Origin of the sequence: Aquabacterium sp. A7-Y, from assembly GCF_026153205.1 — a bacterium.
Lineage (GTDB): Bacteria > Pseudomonadota > Gammaproteobacteria > Burkholderiales > Burkholderiaceae_C > Caldimonas.
The window spans coordinates 20,987-36,650 of sequence record NZ_JAPFBW010000028.1; the positions used below are offsets into that span (position 1 = coordinate 20,987).

General features: G+C 70.2%; 12 protein-coding genes. 2 read left to right on the top strand and 10 right to left on the bottom strand.

Annotated features, from left to right (window positions below):
* Nucleotides 1-61: 61 nt before the first annotated feature.
* The 5 genes from OOT46_RS22445 to OOT46_RS22465 all read right to left on the bottom strand — a co-directional run bounded on the left by OOT46_RS22445 (nucleotide 62) and on the right by OOT46_RS22465 (nucleotide 6,721).
* On the bottom strand, nucleotides 62-904 hold the full coding sequence (locus OOT46_RS22445; protein ID WP_265405858.1) for a carbohydrate ABC transporter permease: 843 nt from the start codon (nucleotides 902-904) through the stop codon (nucleotides 62-64).
* Nucleotides 901-1,875, bottom strand: a complete 975-nt coding sequence (locus tag OOT46_RS22450; RefSeq protein ID WP_265405859.1) for a carbohydrate ABC transporter permease — start codon at nucleotides 1,873-1,875, stop codon at nucleotides 901-903. Before OOT46_RS22450 ends, OOT46_RS22445 begins: the two co-directional genes overlap by 4 nt.
* 17 nt (nucleotides 1,876-1,892) lie before the next feature.
* Nucleotides 1,893-3,158 carry an ABC transporter substrate-binding protein gene (locus OOT46_RS22455; RefSeq protein WP_265405860.1) on the bottom strand — a complete coding sequence of 422 codons (1,266 nt, stop codon included), beginning with the start codon at nucleotides 3,156-3,158 and terminating at the stop codon, nucleotides 1,893-1,895.
* Between the two features lie 188 nt (nucleotides 3,159-3,346).
* On the bottom strand, nucleotides 3,347-5,956 hold the full coding sequence (locus OOT46_RS22460) for an ATP-binding protein (RefSeq protein WP_265405861.1): 2,610 nt from the start codon (nucleotides 5,954-5,956) through the stop codon (nucleotides 3,347-3,349).
* Nucleotides 5,957-5,971: 15 nt separating this feature from the next.
* The gene (locus tag OOT46_RS22465; protein ID WP_265405862.1) at nucleotides 5,972-6,721 is read right to left on the bottom strand and encodes a response regulator; all 750 of its coding nucleotides are present in this window, start codon (nucleotides 6,719-6,721) and stop codon (nucleotides 5,972-5,974) included.
* 297 nt (nucleotides 6,722-7,018) lie between these two features.
* On the opposite strand from OOT46_RS22465, the gene OOT46_RS22470 reads away from it, so the two are divergent.
* A complete protein-coding gene (locus OOT46_RS22470; protein WP_265405863.1) occupies nucleotides 7,019-7,717 on the top strand; it encodes a Bax inhibitor-1/YccA family protein in 699 nt (232 codons plus the stop codon).
* A gap of 17 nt (nucleotides 7,718-7,734) precedes the next feature.
* Here OOT46_RS22470 and OOT46_RS22475 read toward each other — a convergent pair whose 3' ends face one another.
* Nucleotides 7,735-8,193 (bottom strand): carboxymuconolactone decarboxylase family protein, encoded by a 459-nt coding sequence (locus OOT46_RS22475; RefSeq protein ID WP_265405864.1) that lies wholly within the window; start codon nucleotides 8,191-8,193, stop codon nucleotides 7,735-7,737.
* A 216-nt stretch (nucleotides 8,194-8,409) separates the two neighbouring features.
* On the opposite strand from OOT46_RS22475, the gene OOT46_RS22480 reads away from it, so the two are divergent.
* The gene (locus OOT46_RS22480) at nucleotides 8,410-8,733 is read left to right on the top strand and encodes a hypothetical protein (RefSeq protein WP_265405865.1); all 324 of its coding nucleotides are present in this window, start codon (nucleotides 8,410-8,412) and stop codon (nucleotides 8,731-8,733) included.
* 28 nt (nucleotides 8,734-8,761) lie between these two features.
* On the opposite strand, the gene OOT46_RS22485 is transcribed toward OOT46_RS22480, so the two are convergent.
* From OOT46_RS22485 to OOT46_RS22500, 4 genes are all read right to left on the bottom strand, one after another.
* Nucleotides 8,762-10,945: a DUF4832 domain-containing protein gene (locus OOT46_RS22485; RefSeq protein WP_265405866.1), complete on the bottom strand. Its 2,184-nt coding sequence runs from the start codon at nucleotides 10,943-10,945 to the stop codon at nucleotides 8,762-8,764.
* A 139-nt stretch (nucleotides 10,946-11,084) separates the two neighbouring features.
* Complete coding sequence (locus tag OOT46_RS22490) at nucleotides 11,085-12,476, bottom strand: RICIN domain-containing protein (RefSeq protein WP_265405867.1); 1,392 nt, start codon at nucleotides 12,474-12,476, stop codon at nucleotides 11,085-11,087.
* 26 nt (nucleotides 12,477-12,502) lie between these two features.
* The gene (locus OOT46_RS22495; protein WP_265405868.1) at nucleotides 12,503-13,906 is read right to left on the bottom strand and encodes a cellulase family glycosylhydrolase; all 1,404 of its coding nucleotides are present in this window, start codon (nucleotides 13,904-13,906) and stop codon (nucleotides 12,503-12,505) included.
* Nucleotides 13,907-14,080: 174 nt separating this feature from the next.
* On the bottom strand, nucleotides 14,081-15,625 hold the full coding sequence (locus OOT46_RS22500) for a glycosyl hydrolase family 18 protein (RefSeq protein WP_265405869.1): 1,545 nt from the start codon (nucleotides 15,623-15,625) through the stop codon (nucleotides 14,081-14,083).
* Between the last annotated feature and the right edge of the window lie 39 nt (nucleotides 15,626-15,664).

Below are 15,664 nucleotides of genomic sequence, written 5' to 3' on the forward strand. Positions count from 1 at the left end.
ATTCCGAAGGCTTTCAGTCAGGAAGCAAGGAAGGCGGCCCGGCCGGCGGACCGCCTACGGCTCAGCCCTTCACGGCGCCGGCGGTGAGGCCGGAGACGATCAGGCGCTGGAAGTACAGGACCAGGGCCACCAGCGGCAAGGTGACGATGACGGAGGCGGCCATGATGCTGCCCCAGGGCAGCTCGTAGCCGCTGGGGCCGCTGATCATCGAGATGGCCACCGGCACGGTGCGCTGCTCGGTGGAGAGGGTGAAGGTCAAGGCGAACAGGAACTCGTTCCAGGCGGCGATGAAGGCCAGCAGCCCGGTGGCGGCGACCGCGGGCCACAAGAGCGGCAGGAAGATCTTGAAGATCAGCGTGAAGACCCCGACGCCGTCCATCGTCGCGGCCTCCTCCAGCTCCTTGGGCAGCTGTTTCATGAAGGTCACCAGCACCCAGACCGTGAACGGCAGGGTCAGCAGCAGGTCGGCGAACAGCAGCGCGCCCAGGCGGTCGTAGAGCCCGGCCCAGCGCACCAGCTCGAACATGCCCGAGAGCACCGCGACCTGCGGGAACATCGAGGCCGACAGGATGGTCAGCAGCAGCGTCCCGCGGCCGCGGAAGTCCACCCGCCCCAGCGCCCAGGCCGCCATCAGGCTCACGCCCAGCGACAGCAGCACCACCCCGCCGGCCACCAGCACCGAGTTCATCAGGTTGTGCGCGAAGGGCTGCTCGCGGAACACGCTGAGGTAGTTCTCCAGGGTCGGCTGCGCCGGGATGAACTCGGGCGAGAACAGCCCGGTGCGGCCCTTCAGCGAGCTGGAGATGGCATAGAGGAAGGGGAACACCGAGAACAGCACCAGCGCGGCGGCGGCCAGGTAGTAGCCGATGCGGGGCAGCCACTTGGGGAGGCGGTAGGGGCTCATTGGTCCACCTTCTCGAGCGCCGGGCGCAGCAGGGCCATGTACAGGAGGGTCAGCAGCGCGATGGTGAAAAACACCACCGTGGCGGCGGCCGAGCCGTAGCCGACCTGCTGGAAGTCGATCAGCTGTTCGCGCACGAACACCGACATGCTTTTGGTGCTGCGGCTGTTGGAGGTCATCACATAGATCAGGTCGAAGACACGCAGCGCGTCGAGCAGGCGGAAGATCATCGCGACGGCCACGCCGGGCAGGATCAGCGGCAAGGTGACGCGGCGGAACACGGTCCAGGGCGGCACGCCGTCGACGCGGGCGGCCTCGTAGCAGTCGGCCGGCACCATCTGCAGGGCCGCCAGGATCAGCAGGGCCATGAAGGGGGTGGTCTTCCAGACGTCGACCAGCACGACGGTGAAGAGGGCCAGGTCGGGGTTGGCGGTCCAGGCCACCGGGGCCGACAGCAGGCCCAGCGAGAGCAGGTAGTGGTTCACGACGCCGAACTGGTCGTGCAGCATCCAACTCCACATCTTGGCCGAGACCACGGTGGGGATGGCCCAGGGGATGAGCATGGCCGCGCGCAGCAGGGTGCGCAGCCGTGAGGGGTGGTTCAGCAGCAGCGCCACGCCCAGGCCCAGCAGCGTCTCGATGCTGACCGACAGCAGGGCGAAGCCCAGCGTGTTGCCGACCGAGCGCCACCAGTCGCCGTCGCGCAGCAGGCCGTACTCACCGAGGTAGTTCTCCAGCCCGACAAAGCCGGGCGCCTGCTGGCCGCCGAGTTGCGCGTCGGTCAGGCTGAACCAGATCGTGCGGCCCAGCGGCCAGCCGGCCACCAGCAGCAGGAGCAGCATCGCGGGCGCGAGCATCAGCCAGGCGCGCCGCGCGCGCCGGGCCGACAGCGAGGCCGCTCGCGGCGCTCGCCGGACGTCCTCGGGCGCCGCCGACGCGGCGCCCACGGCAGCATGGACCGTGGAGCTGGCCATGAAGCTTCGCCCCCGGCTCAGCGCCACTTGCCGCCGCGGCCCAGGCGCTGCACCGAGGCTTCCAGCTCGGCCAGCGCCGGTTCGGCCTTGGCCTTGCCCGACAGCACCTCGTGCACCGCGTTCCAGAACTGGTTGCTGACCTGGTTGTACTTGGCGCCGGTGACGGTCGCCGGACGGCCCACCGCGCTGGTGAAGGTTTCGTGCAGCTCGGCCATGAAGGGATTGGCCTTGAGGATGTCGGCGTCCTTGTAGAGCGCCGCGATGGTCGGGTTGAAGGAGCCCTTGAGCGCGCGCTCCTTCTGCACCGCCTGGCTGGTCATGTAGATCACCAGGTCGGCCGCCACCTCGGGGTTCCTGGAGTACTTCGACACGGCGAGCAGCTGCCCGCCCAGCGCGGCCGCGTGGCGCCCGCCGGTGCCGCCCTTGGGCAGCACGGCGATGCCGACCTTGCCCTTCACGGCGCTGCCCTCGGCCTGCGAGAGCGACCAGGCATAAGGCCAGTTGCGCATGTAGACCGCGTTGCCGGCCTGGAACACGCCGCGCGCGTCCTCCTCGCCGTAGTTCAGCACGGCGGTCGGCGAGATGGTGCCGACCCAGCCGGCCGCGGTCTGCACCGCCTTGACGGCCTGCGGGTTCTTGACGCTCACCTTGCCGTCGGGCTCGACCACGGTGCCGCCGCCATGGCTCGCCAGCCATTCCACCGCGTTGCAGGTCAGGCCTTCGTAGGCGCGGCCCTGCCAGACATACCCCCACAGGCGCTCATTGCCCGAGGCGCGCTCGGCGTCCTGGATCTTCTTGGCGCTGGCGCCCAGCTCGTCCCACGTGGTGGGCACCTTCTGGCCGTGTTTCTCCAGCAGGTCACGACGGTAATAAAGCAGCCCGGCGTCGGTGAACCAGGGCATCGCGACCAGCTTGCCGCCCACCGTCACGTTGGCGAGGATGCCGGGGAAGTGCTGCTTCTCGGCGCCCTTGGCATGGGGCTGCAGGTCCAACAGGTGGGACGCCAGCATGCCGGGCCAGACCACGTCGACCTGGAACACGTCGATCTTGTCCGAGCGCGAGCTCAGCACCTGCTGGTAGAGCGCCAGGCGCTCGCTGCCGTCGTTGGGCGTGGCGACCACCTGGACCTCGTGGCCGGTCTTCCTGGCCCACTCCTGGGCGGCGGTGCGACACATCTCCAGCTCCTGGCCGACGGCGCCGCAGGAAATCTTCAGGGAGGCGGCCTGTGCCGTCGCGCAGGCCAGCAGGGCGGCCAGGGACAGGGCCATCGAGGTTCGGTTCATTCGGTGCTCCTAGGGTGGTGCGTGTGCAAGGTCGGCACGAGTGCCTGCGGGCCGGAGCGTCCACCGAAGCCGCCGTCGCTCCGCAAGCCAGCTGCGGGGGCGAAAACGCGGGTTGTCTCCTCCGGTCTTGTGTGCCGGCCCAGGGACATTGGAGCGGCGTGCCGTGAACCGAAAATTTCGTTTGTTATTCAGGCCGTCGCGCCGGCTGTTTCTGCCGTCCGCAGCTGCTCCTGCAGGCAGGCGGCAAGCGCGGCGGCGTCGAAGGGCTTGTGCAGGAAAGGCTGGCCCGGCAGCCAACCCGGACGCTCCTGCAGCATCTCGGCCGACAGGCCCGACATCAGCACCACCGGCAGCCCGGGGCGCCGCGCCTGCACCGCCTGGCGCAGCCGCGGTCCGTCCCAGCCAGGGCCCAGGCAGACGTCGCTCAGCACCAGTTCCGGCACCGGCTCGAGCTGCAGCGTCGCCAGCGCGGCCTCGGCCGAGGCCAGCAGTCGCACCTCCGCCCCGGCCTGCGCCAGCAGGTCCTGCACGGTCGCGCCGAAGGCCGCATCGTCATCCACCACCAACACACGCCGTCCCGCCAGCGCCGCCAGGGAAGCCGGCGCCGAGCCCGGCGCCCCGGGCAAGACACAGGGCCCCTCGCGGCACAGCGGCAGCGACAGCACGATGCAGGTACCCTCGCCCGCCCGGCTGCTCAGCTCGATCTCGCCGCCGGACTGCTTGACAAAACCGTACACGATGGACAGACCCAGCCCGCTGCCCTCCCCCGCCGGCTTGGTCGTGAAGAAGGGCTCGAACACCTTGCCCACGGCGGCCTCGGGAATGCCGCTGCCGGTGTCGGCCACTTCCAGCCGCGCGGCGCTGCCCGCGACCCCTGTCGACACCGTCAAGCGACCGCCCTCGGGCATCGCCGCGGCGCTGTTGAGGACCAGGTTGAGCAGCGCGTTCTCCAGCTGCCCACGGTCGATGTGCAGCCGCGCGCCGGGCGCTTGCAGCCGCAGCTCGACCTCGACCTGGGTCCCGGCGCTGTACTCGATCAGGTCCCGCATCTCCTCGACCATTTCGTCGAGCAGCACCGTCTCGGCCTGCAGCGGCTGGCGCCGCGCGAAGGCGAGCAGCCGCCGGGTCAATGCCGCTGCGCTGGTGGCGACCCGCTGCACCCGTGCCAGCCGCGCCAGCGTGACCGGGTCCTGGCGCAGGTCGGGCTGCAGCAGCGGCAGCGTCCCGAGGATGGTGCCGAGGTAGTTGTTGAAATCGTGCGCCACGCCGCCGGTCAGCTGTCCCAGCACCTCCAGCTTCTGCGCATGCTGCAGCTGCTGGTCGATGGCGCGGCGGGCGCTCAGGTCGGTGATCAGCGTCACCGCGCCGGTGCCCGGCATCGCGCGGGTGCGAGTGTCGAGCACCACGCCGCCCGGCAGGTGCAGCTCGACATGGTCGAAAGCCCGGAAGTGGATGCGGCGGGCTTCGGCGAGCGGACGGCTTTCGGTGCGCCCCGGCGCGGTCCAGCGCGTGCCGGGCGGCAGGCGCTCCAGCAGCTCGGTCGCCCGCAGGCCGGGATACGGGGTGATGCCGTGGCGCGCCAGCAGATGGCCCAGCTGCGGGTTCCACAGCAGCAGCCGGCCGCCGGCGTCGAACACCGCCAGCGCATCGGTCATGCTGTCGTGCACCGCGGCGATCATCTCTTTCTGGGTGCGGAGGTCGTTGACCAGATGCTGCTTGGCGACCAGCGCCTCGCGAAAGACCTCGAAGGTGCGGGCCAGCGCCCCCAGCTCGTCGCGGCGGCTGGTGGCCGGCGTCGGCTGGGCGGTGTCGCCCTGGGCGAGGCGCGACATCACCTCGGTGATTTTCTCGATGCCGGCGACCAGCCGCCGCACGTAGCGCGTCGCCAGCATCGCGATGCCCAGGCAGGCGAGCTGCAGGACCAGCATGCCGGTCTCGCCGAAACGCACCGCCCGCCGCACCGCCTCGCTGCGCTCGGCCGCCGCGTCGCGCAGCCCGCCGACGTAACGCGAGACGCTGTCGCTCAACTCGGTCGCATTGGCGCGCGTCAGCACCACCAGATAGGCATTGCGCCGCTCCAGTTCCAGCAGCTTGCGGCGGCGCGACAGCAGGCCCTCGCTGTTGCTCGCCAGCTCCTCCAGCGTTTGCCGCGTGTCGGCGCTGTAGCGCGCCAGCGCGCCGCGGCGCCGCGCCGCCAGCATCGACACCTCGACATCGGCTTCCAGCCGCCCGAGGGTGGCTGCCGCGTCGGCCGAAGCCCCCTGCACCAGGCTGGACCACACCACCACCAGTGCCGGATCCGGCGAGGCGCCCCGCTGGCCGGGTGCATTGAGTTCGTTGCCGGCCCGGTCCAGCCGCGTCAACTGGGCCTCGAAACCCTGCTGCAGCTCCAGCTTCAGGCGGGTCAGCGCCAGCAACTGCTTGAGGTCGCGCTCGACTTCGGCATGCAGGCCGGCCAACAGCCCGCTCAGCTCGCCCGCCGGCGGCAGCGAGCCGGCATGGCGGCCGATCTGCTGCAGCAGTTCCTCGACCGCGGCGGCATCTTCATTGAACTCGCTCCAGCTGCGCGACTCACCGAGCTTGGGCGCCACCGCGGCGAGCTGGGTGGTGCGCTCGGCCAGCTCCAGCGCATCGGCGATGTTGGGCAGCAGCTCGCCTTCGAAACCCGCCACCGCCTGCTGGGCGCCGCGCATGCCCACCCAGCCCACCGTCGCAAGCGAGAGCGCAGCGACCAGCAGGATCAGGAAGGCCGCCAGCAGGCGGGTGCGCACGCGGGCGAAGGCGCGGTTGGTTTTCATCGTCGAGGCCGGCCCTCAGAGCCGCACCACGTCGGCCGCAAAGACGTAGCCCAGGCCGCGCTCGGTGCAGATGAACTGGGGGTGGCGCGGGTTGGGCTCGATCTTGCGGCGCAGCCGCAGGATCAGCACGTCCACCGTGCGGTCGAACACCTCGGTCTCCAGGCTGCGGGTCTGCTCCAGCAGCTGGTCGCGCGTCCAGACCCGGTGCGGGTGGCGCACGAACACCTCCAGCAGCCGGAACTCGCCCGGCGTGAGCTCGCACAGCGCGCCACTGCGGGCTCGCAACTCGCGCGCCCCCATGTCCAGCACCCAGGCACCGAAACGCAGGCGATCGCCGCGCGGAGTGTCGGGGGCGGCCGGCTCCGGGACCGGCGCTGTCACGTCGCCGTAGCGTCGCAGCACCGCACGCACCCGGGCCACCAGCTCGCGCGCCGGGATGGGCTTGACCAGGAAATCGTCGGCTGCCAGCTCCAGCAGCAGCACCCGGTCGGTCTCGTCGCTGCTGCCGCTGATCATGATCAGCGGCACCTCGGAATACTGGCGCAGTTGGCGGGCCACGGTCAGGCCGTCCTCCGCCCTGAGGCGCAGGTCGAGCAGCACCAGGTGATAGTGGCGTTTCGTCAGCGCCTCGCGCATCGCGGCGCCGCTGTCGACCCCGTCGACCTCGAAGCCGGCGCGCGTCAGCAGGTCCTGCAGCAGCGCGACCATGTCGCGCTCGTCGTCCACCACCAGCAGGCGGGGCTTTAAGCTAGGCTTTGTCTCCACGTCTTTTATATCCGGGGGTCGCTGCCCCCCTTGTCATGTCGTCTTGCAAGCGCCCGGGCGGCCGGTTGCACGCGCGCAGTGTGCGCGAGAGCCGGCCGGCGCCGGTTTCGATTGTTAACGGCAGCGCGGCCGCCTCGACCCGCGGGAACCCCGTATTCGGCGTCGAAACTTCGTTTTTACCTGAGTAAAAGAACCGAAAATTCAGATGTACACGAAGTAATTTGAAGCGTAGATTGCGAAACTCGTCGGCGGCGCCGGGGTCCAACCCGGGTCGCCATCTTGAATAGAGAGGATGCTATGAACGACGGCTACCCCACTTTGAGCACCGGCTACGTCGGCTCCGGCGTGTCGGTGGCGCAACGCAACCGCGTGCTGCGCAACACCTACTGGCTGCTGGCCCTGTCGATGGTGCCGACCGTGCTCGGCGCCTGGATCGGCGTCAGCACCGGCCTGGCGGCGGCGATGTCGCCCGGCATCAGCCTGGTGGTGTTCCTGGCCGGCGCCTTCGGCCTGATGTTCGCGGTCGAGAAGACCAAAAACTCGCCGGCCGGCGTGCCGGTGCTGCTCGGCTTCACCTTCTTCATGGGCCTGATGCTGTCGCGGCTGATCGGCGCGGTGCTGGGCCTGGGCAACGGCGCCGGCCTGATCATGATGGCCTTCGCCGGCACCGGGACGATCTTCCTGGGCATGGCGACGCTGTCCACGGTCATCAAGCGCGATCTGTCGGCGATGGGCAAGTGGCTGTTCATCGGCGCGGTGATGCTGCTGGTGGCCGGTATCGCCAACATGTTCCTGCAGTCGAGCGCGCTGATGATCACGCTGTCGGTGCTGGCGGTGGGCATCTTCTCGGCCTTCATCCTGCATGACCTCAAGCGCGTGCAGGACGGCCTGGAGACCAACTACATCACCGCCACGCTGGGCGTCTACCTGAGCCTCTACAACGTCTTCCAGTCCCTGCTGGCGCTGTTCGGCATCATGGGCGGCAGCGACGACTGAGTTCGAAGTTCTTCACGTCACGGCAGACTCGCGGGGCCTTCGGGCCCCGCATTTTTTTCGTCGCCCTCGGCCGACAAGGGCAGCGCGATGCCCTGCTCCCGGAACACCTCGGCCGCCAGCGCCAGGGCGTTGAGCGCCGCCGGAAAGCCGGCGTACAGCGACATCATCATCAGCGTCTCCTGCAGTTGCCGCGGGGTGCAGCCCACATGCAAGGCGGCCTGCAGATGCACCTTCAACTGGGGCGTGGCCGTGCCCAGGGCCGCGAGCGCGGCGACCACCGCAATCTCACGCTCGCGCAGGCTCAGGCCTTCGCGCGGATAGATGTCGCCGAAGGCGAAGGCCACCAGGTGGCGGGCAAACTCGGGAAAGGTCTGCTGCAGGCGCTCGACCACGGCCAGGCCGGCGGCGCCGTCGACTTTTTCGAGCATCGCGAGCCCGCGCTCATAGCGCTCGGTCTCGGGCAAGGTGGCACACATGGGCAACTCCTCGGTGGTGGGATGACGCCACTCTAGACAGCCCTCCCTGGCGGCGGAATTGCCTCTTTCGTGATACCCGTCGGGTATGAGCCGGCTCTCCACGCGGGCACTGGGCTGTTGTCAGGCGGCGGGACGTGGACGGCAGGCCCGACGCGCGCACCGGAGGCAGCGCTTTTTCGGCGATTGGGCCGGACCGGCCAGCGCCATCATGCGGGGATGCACCGCGTCATCTACCTGCAGCCCGAAGCGCCAGCGAAGCCGCCCGAGGGCGCTCCCTGCAACGGCTGTGGCATCTGCTGCGCCGACGAGCCCTGTCCGCTGGGGCAGGTGCTGAGCGGCCGGCGCCGGGGCGCCTGTGCGGCCCTTTTGTGGAGCGACGGCGAGCGCCGCTACCGCTGCGGCGCCCTCAGCCACCCGCGGCGCGTGCTGCCGCCGGCCCTCGCCGCGCTGGCGCCGGTCTTGAAACGCGTGGCTCGGCGCCTGATTGCCGCCGGCAGCGGCTGCGATTCCAGCGTGGAGGCGTCGCGCCCGGGGGCCTGAGCCGCCCGGCTCGCGCGCCTCTCCGGACTCACTGGACCCGCAGCGTGCTGCCAAAGCGGAAGGCGCCCAGCTTGGCGTCCCAACCCTGCCCCGCCGCGGTGTTGTCGGCGTTGGCCGGGCGCACTGCGTAGCGGACGTCGCCGCGCAGGCGCGCCGAGCCGTCGGGCAGGCCCAGGTAGAGGTCGTACTCGCCCACGGCGGCACCGGCCGGCACCGTCAGGTGCAGCTCGTGCGTGAAGGAGCCGCCCGGCACCCAGCGGCGCGGGTCCACCCCCTCGGCCGACAGCTGCAGCACCTGGCCGCTGGCGCGGTGGCGCAGCAGCACGGTCACGCCGCGCGGCTTGTAGGGCCGCGCCCAGCCGACATTGCGCACGCTGAACTGCAGCAGCAGCGGCTGCCCGCGCGTCGCGCTGCCGGCGTGCGCCGCGGACACCAGCTCGAGCCGGTAGCCCATCAGGCGTTGCACGTCGTCGTAGCAGCCCTGCTGCTTCCACTTGTTGTGGAAGGCCTCCTTGTAGTACTCGTCGTTGAGGTAGCTGAGCGAGAACTGCCGGCCCTCGGTCAGCACCGCGTCGCAGCTGCTGCGGGGCCTGGGGTTCTCGTCGTCGACCGGGTTGCAGGTCTCGCCGCCGAACGGCGCCACCTTGGACAAGGCTGCGACATGGTCGCGCTCGCGCTTGCGGGTGGCGGCGTCCTCGCTGTAAGTGCCGACATCGGTATCGCTGGCAAGGAAGCAGTCGTTGTGCATGCCGCTGCGCGAGGCCGGCGTGCCGTCGAAGGCCGCGCTTTCGGTGGGCGGGGTCGGCGACCAGGCCATCAGGTGCGGCGGATAGCGGAACTGCACGAAGTGCTCGGGCGGCAGCGCGTCGAGCAGCGCGTCGCGCACCTTGGTACGGTTGGCGCTGGTGGTCAGGCCGTTGGACGAGGTGTGCCACTCGCCCCAGGCGCCGATGAAGCCGGCCTGCATGAAGGCGATCACATCGGCGTTCTCGCGCAGCACCGGCTTGAGCTGGGCGACGTGGGCCAGCAGGCGGTCGAGCGGCGCGTCGGCGGCGTTTTTGTAGTCGGTCTCGTTCTCGGGGTAGTTGTAGACGAAACGCGGGATCACCTTGATGCCGGCACGCCGCGCGTTGTCGAAGCCGGTGCGCAGGCCGTCGAGCAACGAAGCCGGCAAGGGGGCGCTCCGGTAGTTGTCCAGCCGCACCATCGCATAGAGCACCCGGTAGCCCTGGGCATAGGCGTCGGCTGCGTCCTCGCGGTCCAGTTTGTCGAGGTCGGACCAGGCCCAGCGGAAGAAGCCGCGCTCGGGATTGGCGATCTCGGCCTCGCTGGGCGTGAACTGCAGCTGGACCTCGGGTGCTGGTCCCGGGGCCGGGCCGGGCGCGGGTACGGGCGCAGGTGCCGGCGTGGGGGCAGGCGCTGGCGCTGGCGTTGGAGCCGGCGTCGGGTTCGGAGCCGGAGCTGGGGTCGGAGCCGGTGCCGGTGTGGGTGCCGGACCCGGCGCCGGAGCCGGCGGCGCCGCCGTCGCCTCGCCGTTGCGCGTGAGTTCAAACAATTGATTCAAGCGCGTCTGGCTGGTGTCGCAGTCACCCTGCTGTACGCGCGGGCTGCCGCCGGAGGTCACGACCTCCAGGCAGCGGCCGCTGTGCCGCGCCACCAGCTGGTGGTTGCCGCTGCCGGCGGCGCGCTTGCGGAACTGCTGCTGCTGCATGCCGTGGCAGGCACTGAGCACCGCCGCCGCGCCAGCGGCCCGGCTGCCGTTTTCGATGTCCACGCACAGCCCGCTCTCGGCGTGGCGGATATGGATCAGCTCGGGACTGGCATGCGGCACCTGCATCAGGTGGAACTGCTGGGCCGGCTTGCGCGCGCACGGGCGGCGCACCAGCCGCCCCTGCTCGGCGCCGGATGCAATGGCCGCCTCCAGGCACTGGCCGTGTTCCTGTTCCTGCAGCCGGTACACCGGGGACGGCGCCGCGGTGGCGATGGCCCGCCCGTTCGTGGCCAGGGCCCGTACGGTGCCGCCGGCCGGCGGCGCCGCGTCGGCCGAGGCGGCGTCCTCGGAGTTGCTGTCGCCGCCCCCGCCGCAGCCGGCCAGCGCCGCGGCCAGCGCCAGGGCGCCCAAGCGGACGACGCGGCCGGGCAGCCGCAGGGACCAGGACCGTGCCGGCGCGGCACTGGGGGGACGCAGAAGATCAAGCGGACGGCAGTTCATGATGGACTTTGCTCTGGTTGTCAATTCTCCGATGGGCGTAGTGTCCACGCTGGAGAGGCGGAGGAAGGGGGCAGGGTCTGGGTCAGAAGTAACGGTACGTGTTGTCCGTAATACGAATCCCCTCCCCCTTCCAGGTGCTTCAACCTCCCGGCTTCTGATAAACGCGCACGTAGTCGACCTCCATGGTCTGCGGGAAGACGCTGCTGCCGTCCGGTGAGCCTGGCCAGTTGCCGCCCACCGCCACGTTGAGGAGCAGGTGGAAACGCTGGTTGAAGGGTGCCGGCCAGGCCCCGCCGCTGGACCACCACTCGGTTTGCGTGGCGTAGTGCGTGCCGTCCACGTACCAGCGGATCTTCCCGGGCTCCCACTCGATGGCATAGGTGTGGAAGTTGTCGATCACGCTGCTCGACGGCGTGTGGCCCACGGTCTTGTGCTGGTTGCCCGGCCACGGGGCGCCGTAGTGGATCGAGCCGTAGATCTGGTTGCCGCCCGCCGCGCCGGCGTTGACCGCTTCCATGATGTCGATCTCGCCGCTGGCGGCCCAGCCGCCGAAGACGTAGTCGGTCGGCAGCATCCAGATCGCCGGCCACAGTCCCTGGCCGCGCGGCAGGCGCGCCCGCACCTCGATCCGGCCGTACAGCCAGTCGCCCTTGCCCAGCGTGCGCAGGCGCGCCGAGGTGTAGTCGCGGCAGCCCTCGGAGGCACAGTAGCGCTCCTTGCGCGCCTCGATGGTCAGGCGGCCGTTGCCGACGCGCGAGTTCTCGGGCCGGGCGGTGTAGTACTGCAGCTCGTTGTTGCCGCCGCCGGCCGCGTTGACCTCGTAGCCCCACTTGCCCAGGTCGAGGGTGTTGCCGTCGAACTCGTCGCGCCAGACCAGCTGCCAGTCGCCCGGCGGCTGGGTTGGAGGCTGGGTCGGGGGCTGGGTGCCGCCCTGCCGGTCGAAACGGAACTGCTGGGCGCCGCCACCGTTGCAGCGAGCCTGCTGGATGTTGGCGCCGTCGTTCATGGAGCCGCCGGCGACGTCGACACACAGACCGCTGCCGACATTCACGAGCACCTGCGTGCCGCCGGCCGCAGCCTCGAGCCGGAAGCGCTGGGCCTTGGTGCCATTGTCGGTCCATTGCTGGATGTTGGCGCCGTCGGCGGTCGAGGCCCCCGCCACGTCGACCGCCTTGCCGCTGCCCGTGTTGAGCAGCTTGTACTGGCCGGGCGCGACCTCGCTCAGCTCGAAGGATTGCGCGGCATTGCCGCTGCAGTTGGCCTGCTGGATGTTGGCCCCGTCGTCATGGCTGCCCCAGGCGACATCCACACACTTGCCGCTGCGGGCGTTGACGAGGGCATAGCGGCCGGGCGCCGGTGCGTCGGCCGCGGCCTGGGCCTCGGCACGAGCACTGGCGTCGGACGCGCTGCCGCTGTCACCGCCGCCGCACCCGGCGAGCGCCGCGGCCACCACCGGAAGCAAGGCCGGCAGCAGCCGCGCCGCGGGGCGGCGCGGCGCAGGCAGGGGATCGTGAGAAAGCGGGTAACTCATGTCGGTGCATTCCTTGTCAGGATGATTCAGCGGCCTTTGCGGATCTGGTCGCGCACCCACTGGCCGGCCGGCTTCAGGTTCGAGCTGCCCCAGGACTGGCTGCCGCAACTGCCTTCCTTCCAGACCGCGCCGGAGCGGAAGTCGTCGGAGTAGTTCCAGTTGACCCAGCTGATCTTGCGGCTGTTGAGCAGGTCGATGTAGGCCTGGGCGCTGCCGAAGTCGTTGCCGCCGTCGCCGCTCGCAGTCTGGGTGCCGAACTCGGTGACGAAGATGGGCAGGCTGCGCGAGGCGCGCTCGAGCTCGTCGCGGTACTCGCCGTGGTGAGAGGCCGCGTAGAAGTGGAAGGTGTAGAGCACGTTGTCGGCGTCGACCGGCGCATCGATGATTTCCTGCGCGCCGGAGCCGTCGGAGACGCCCAGCGAGGACCAGCCCGGCGTGCCGACGATGACCGGCGCCTCCGGGTCGATCTTGCGGATCACCGGGATCAGCGTGTTGGCGTAGTCGCGGATGCGGCTCCACGGCGTGTTGCTCGGCTCGTTGGCGATTTCGTAGAGGATGTTGGGCTGGCGGCCGTACTTCTGCGCGATGCGGGTGAAGAAGGTGCGCGCGCGGTCGAGGTTGTAGTTCGGGTCGCCCGGATCGAGCATGTGCCAGTCGACGATGGCGTAGAGGCCGCGCTCGGTGGCCTCGTCGATGAGTCGCTCGACCTGCCGCGTGAAGCCTTCGGGGTCGGTCTCGTAGCCGTCCTCCTGGATGTACATCGAGATGCGCAGCACGTCGGCGCGCCAGTCCTTGGCGAGCGTGTCGAGCGAGCTCTCGGTCACGCACTTGTTCCAGCCGTACCACTGGATGCCGTGCGTGCTCATGCCGCGCAGCTGCACCGGCTGGTTGGCGCTGTTGCACAGCTGGGTGCCGCAGACCTTGAGCTGGCCGTTGCGCGAGACCGGGGTGCCTTCGGGTGCAGGTGTCGGTGCGGGTGTCGGTGCAGGCGTCGGTGCAGGTGTCGGTGCAGGCGTCGGTGCAGGCGTCGGTGCGGGTGTCGGTGCAGGCGTTGGAGCCGGTGTGGGCGCCGGAGCCGGGGCATTGCCGACGGGTCGCCACAGCGACGGCGTGTCGGCCGGGTTCCAGTTGGTGCCTTCCCAGGCGGTGTGGGCCACCAGGGCCGCGTAGAGCTGGCCCTGGTAGCTGACCACGGTGCCGGTGTTGTAGCTCACGCCTTCGGCCCACTCGGGCGCGGGGGCGGAGGTCGGGCCTTGGCGGCCATACCGGTGGTGCTGGGCGGTGGCATGCTCTTGGCGCGCGCCGTCAGCCGTCTGGGCCGAGGCGGCCTGCGTGTCGTTGCCGCTGCCGCCGCCGCAGGCGGCGAGCCAGCCGGCGCTGAGCAGCAGCGCCAGCGGCAAACGGGGACGGGTCAGGGGGGAATGCTGCATCGGTCGCTCCTCTTGATGGATGCGGTCGGGTGGGGGCGGCTCGGGGATACAGGGCCGGCAAGGCAGGCCAAGGCCTTCCGATCCGCCTTCGTGAAGGATGACGGCGCTTCGCACGCAGGCCGCGGCCGCACACGAAGCGCCGTTCGGGCCCCCGAAGCGGGGGCCTCACTCAGCTCAGCGCCACTCGGGCGACTGCAGCGCCGGGTCCCGCGACAGCCCGAACAGGGACTGCAGCTTCTGGCCGATGCTGCCCGGGCTGGCCAGCGGCGCACCGCCGCAGCTGCCGTTGGCCGGCTTCAGGATGGACCACAGCATCGCGCCGTCGCGCGGGTTGCGGTTGGGGTTGCTGGCCAGCACCGCGCCGCTGTAGCGCTCCACCGAGTAGGGCTGGTTGATGGCGGTGCCGTACGAGTTCTTCAGGTTGCGCGAGCCTTCGCACTGCGCATCACCGTTGTTGACCACCAGCATGCCGCCGGCCCAGCCTTCGGGCGCCGGCTCGAAGCCGATCGAGACGATGGTGCGCGACGGCCAGAGCTTGCGGTACTCGTTGTAGGCCGTGACGCCGTCGTAGTTCTCGTAGCGCGCGTCGTAGGTCATGATGTTGACCATGTCCAGCGACTTGGCAGCGTCCGGGAACTGCATCATCAGCTGGCGCTCGCGGCCGGCGCTGCCGCCCCAGAACGAGACCTTGCCGCTGCAGTCGGGGTGGGCGCTGGTGGCGGCCGTGCAGTCGGCGCCGGTCGACCAGGTCGCGGATGCCAGGATGCGCCCGCCGCCCGCCTTGTCGACCGCCTTGCGCATCGCCTTGATGGCATTGGCATAACGCGGGACATTGGCATCCACCTCGTAGTCGACATCCAGCCCGTCGATGCCCATCTCGGTCATGAAACGCGCCAGCGCGTCGATCACCGGGCCGCTGCCGCGCTGGCCGTCGGCCGCGAGCGCGTCCCAGTTGTGATAGGTCGCGCCGCCGACGGCGAGCAGGACCTTCATGTTGCGCTGGTGCAGCACGTCGATGGCGGCCTTGATGTCGCGCGGCGTGGCGGTGAAGTTGATGCCGGTGCCCGACCAGCTGTTGGCCGACAGCCCGGCCCACGAGAAGTTGGGGTCGCCGAAGGCCACCATCACGTGCGTGTAGGTGCCCGGGATGCGTGCGAACTTGCTGGCCTTGAAGATCTCGTTGGCGCTCTTGCCGGTCGAGTCGAACCAGGCGTCGCTCCAGCTCGGGTAGTAGCCTACGTAGACGCGCTTGTTCTGCGTGGCCTTGACGGCTTCGGGCAGGGTCAGCTGGTCGCCAGGTCCGGGCGCCGGAGGATTGGGCGCAGGCGGATTCGGGGCCGGAGGATTGGGCGCCGGAGGATTGGGCGCCGGGGGATTCGGTGCCGGGGGATTCGGCGCGGGCGGATTCGGCGCGGGCGGGTTCGGCGCCGGCGGCGAGCCGCCGCTGACCAGGCGCCACAGCGAGGGCGTGGCCTCAGGGTTCCAGCCCGTACCGGCCCAGGCGGTGTGACCCACCAGCGCGGCATATGTCCGGCCGTTGTAGCTCACCAGCTGGCCGACGGTGTAGGTGCCGCCCTCCTTCCAGGGCGTCGCGCCGGCCGCCTGGGCCAGCTGCATGCCGTCCAGCGAGGCGCCGGGGGCCTCCAGGGCCTGGGCCTGCACCTGGGCCCACAGGCTGGCGAGCGAGACCGTGATGGCTGTCATCCTAAGAGCATTCATGCACTTTTCCTTTGTGTTGTTGGTCGAGGAAAGTGGGGC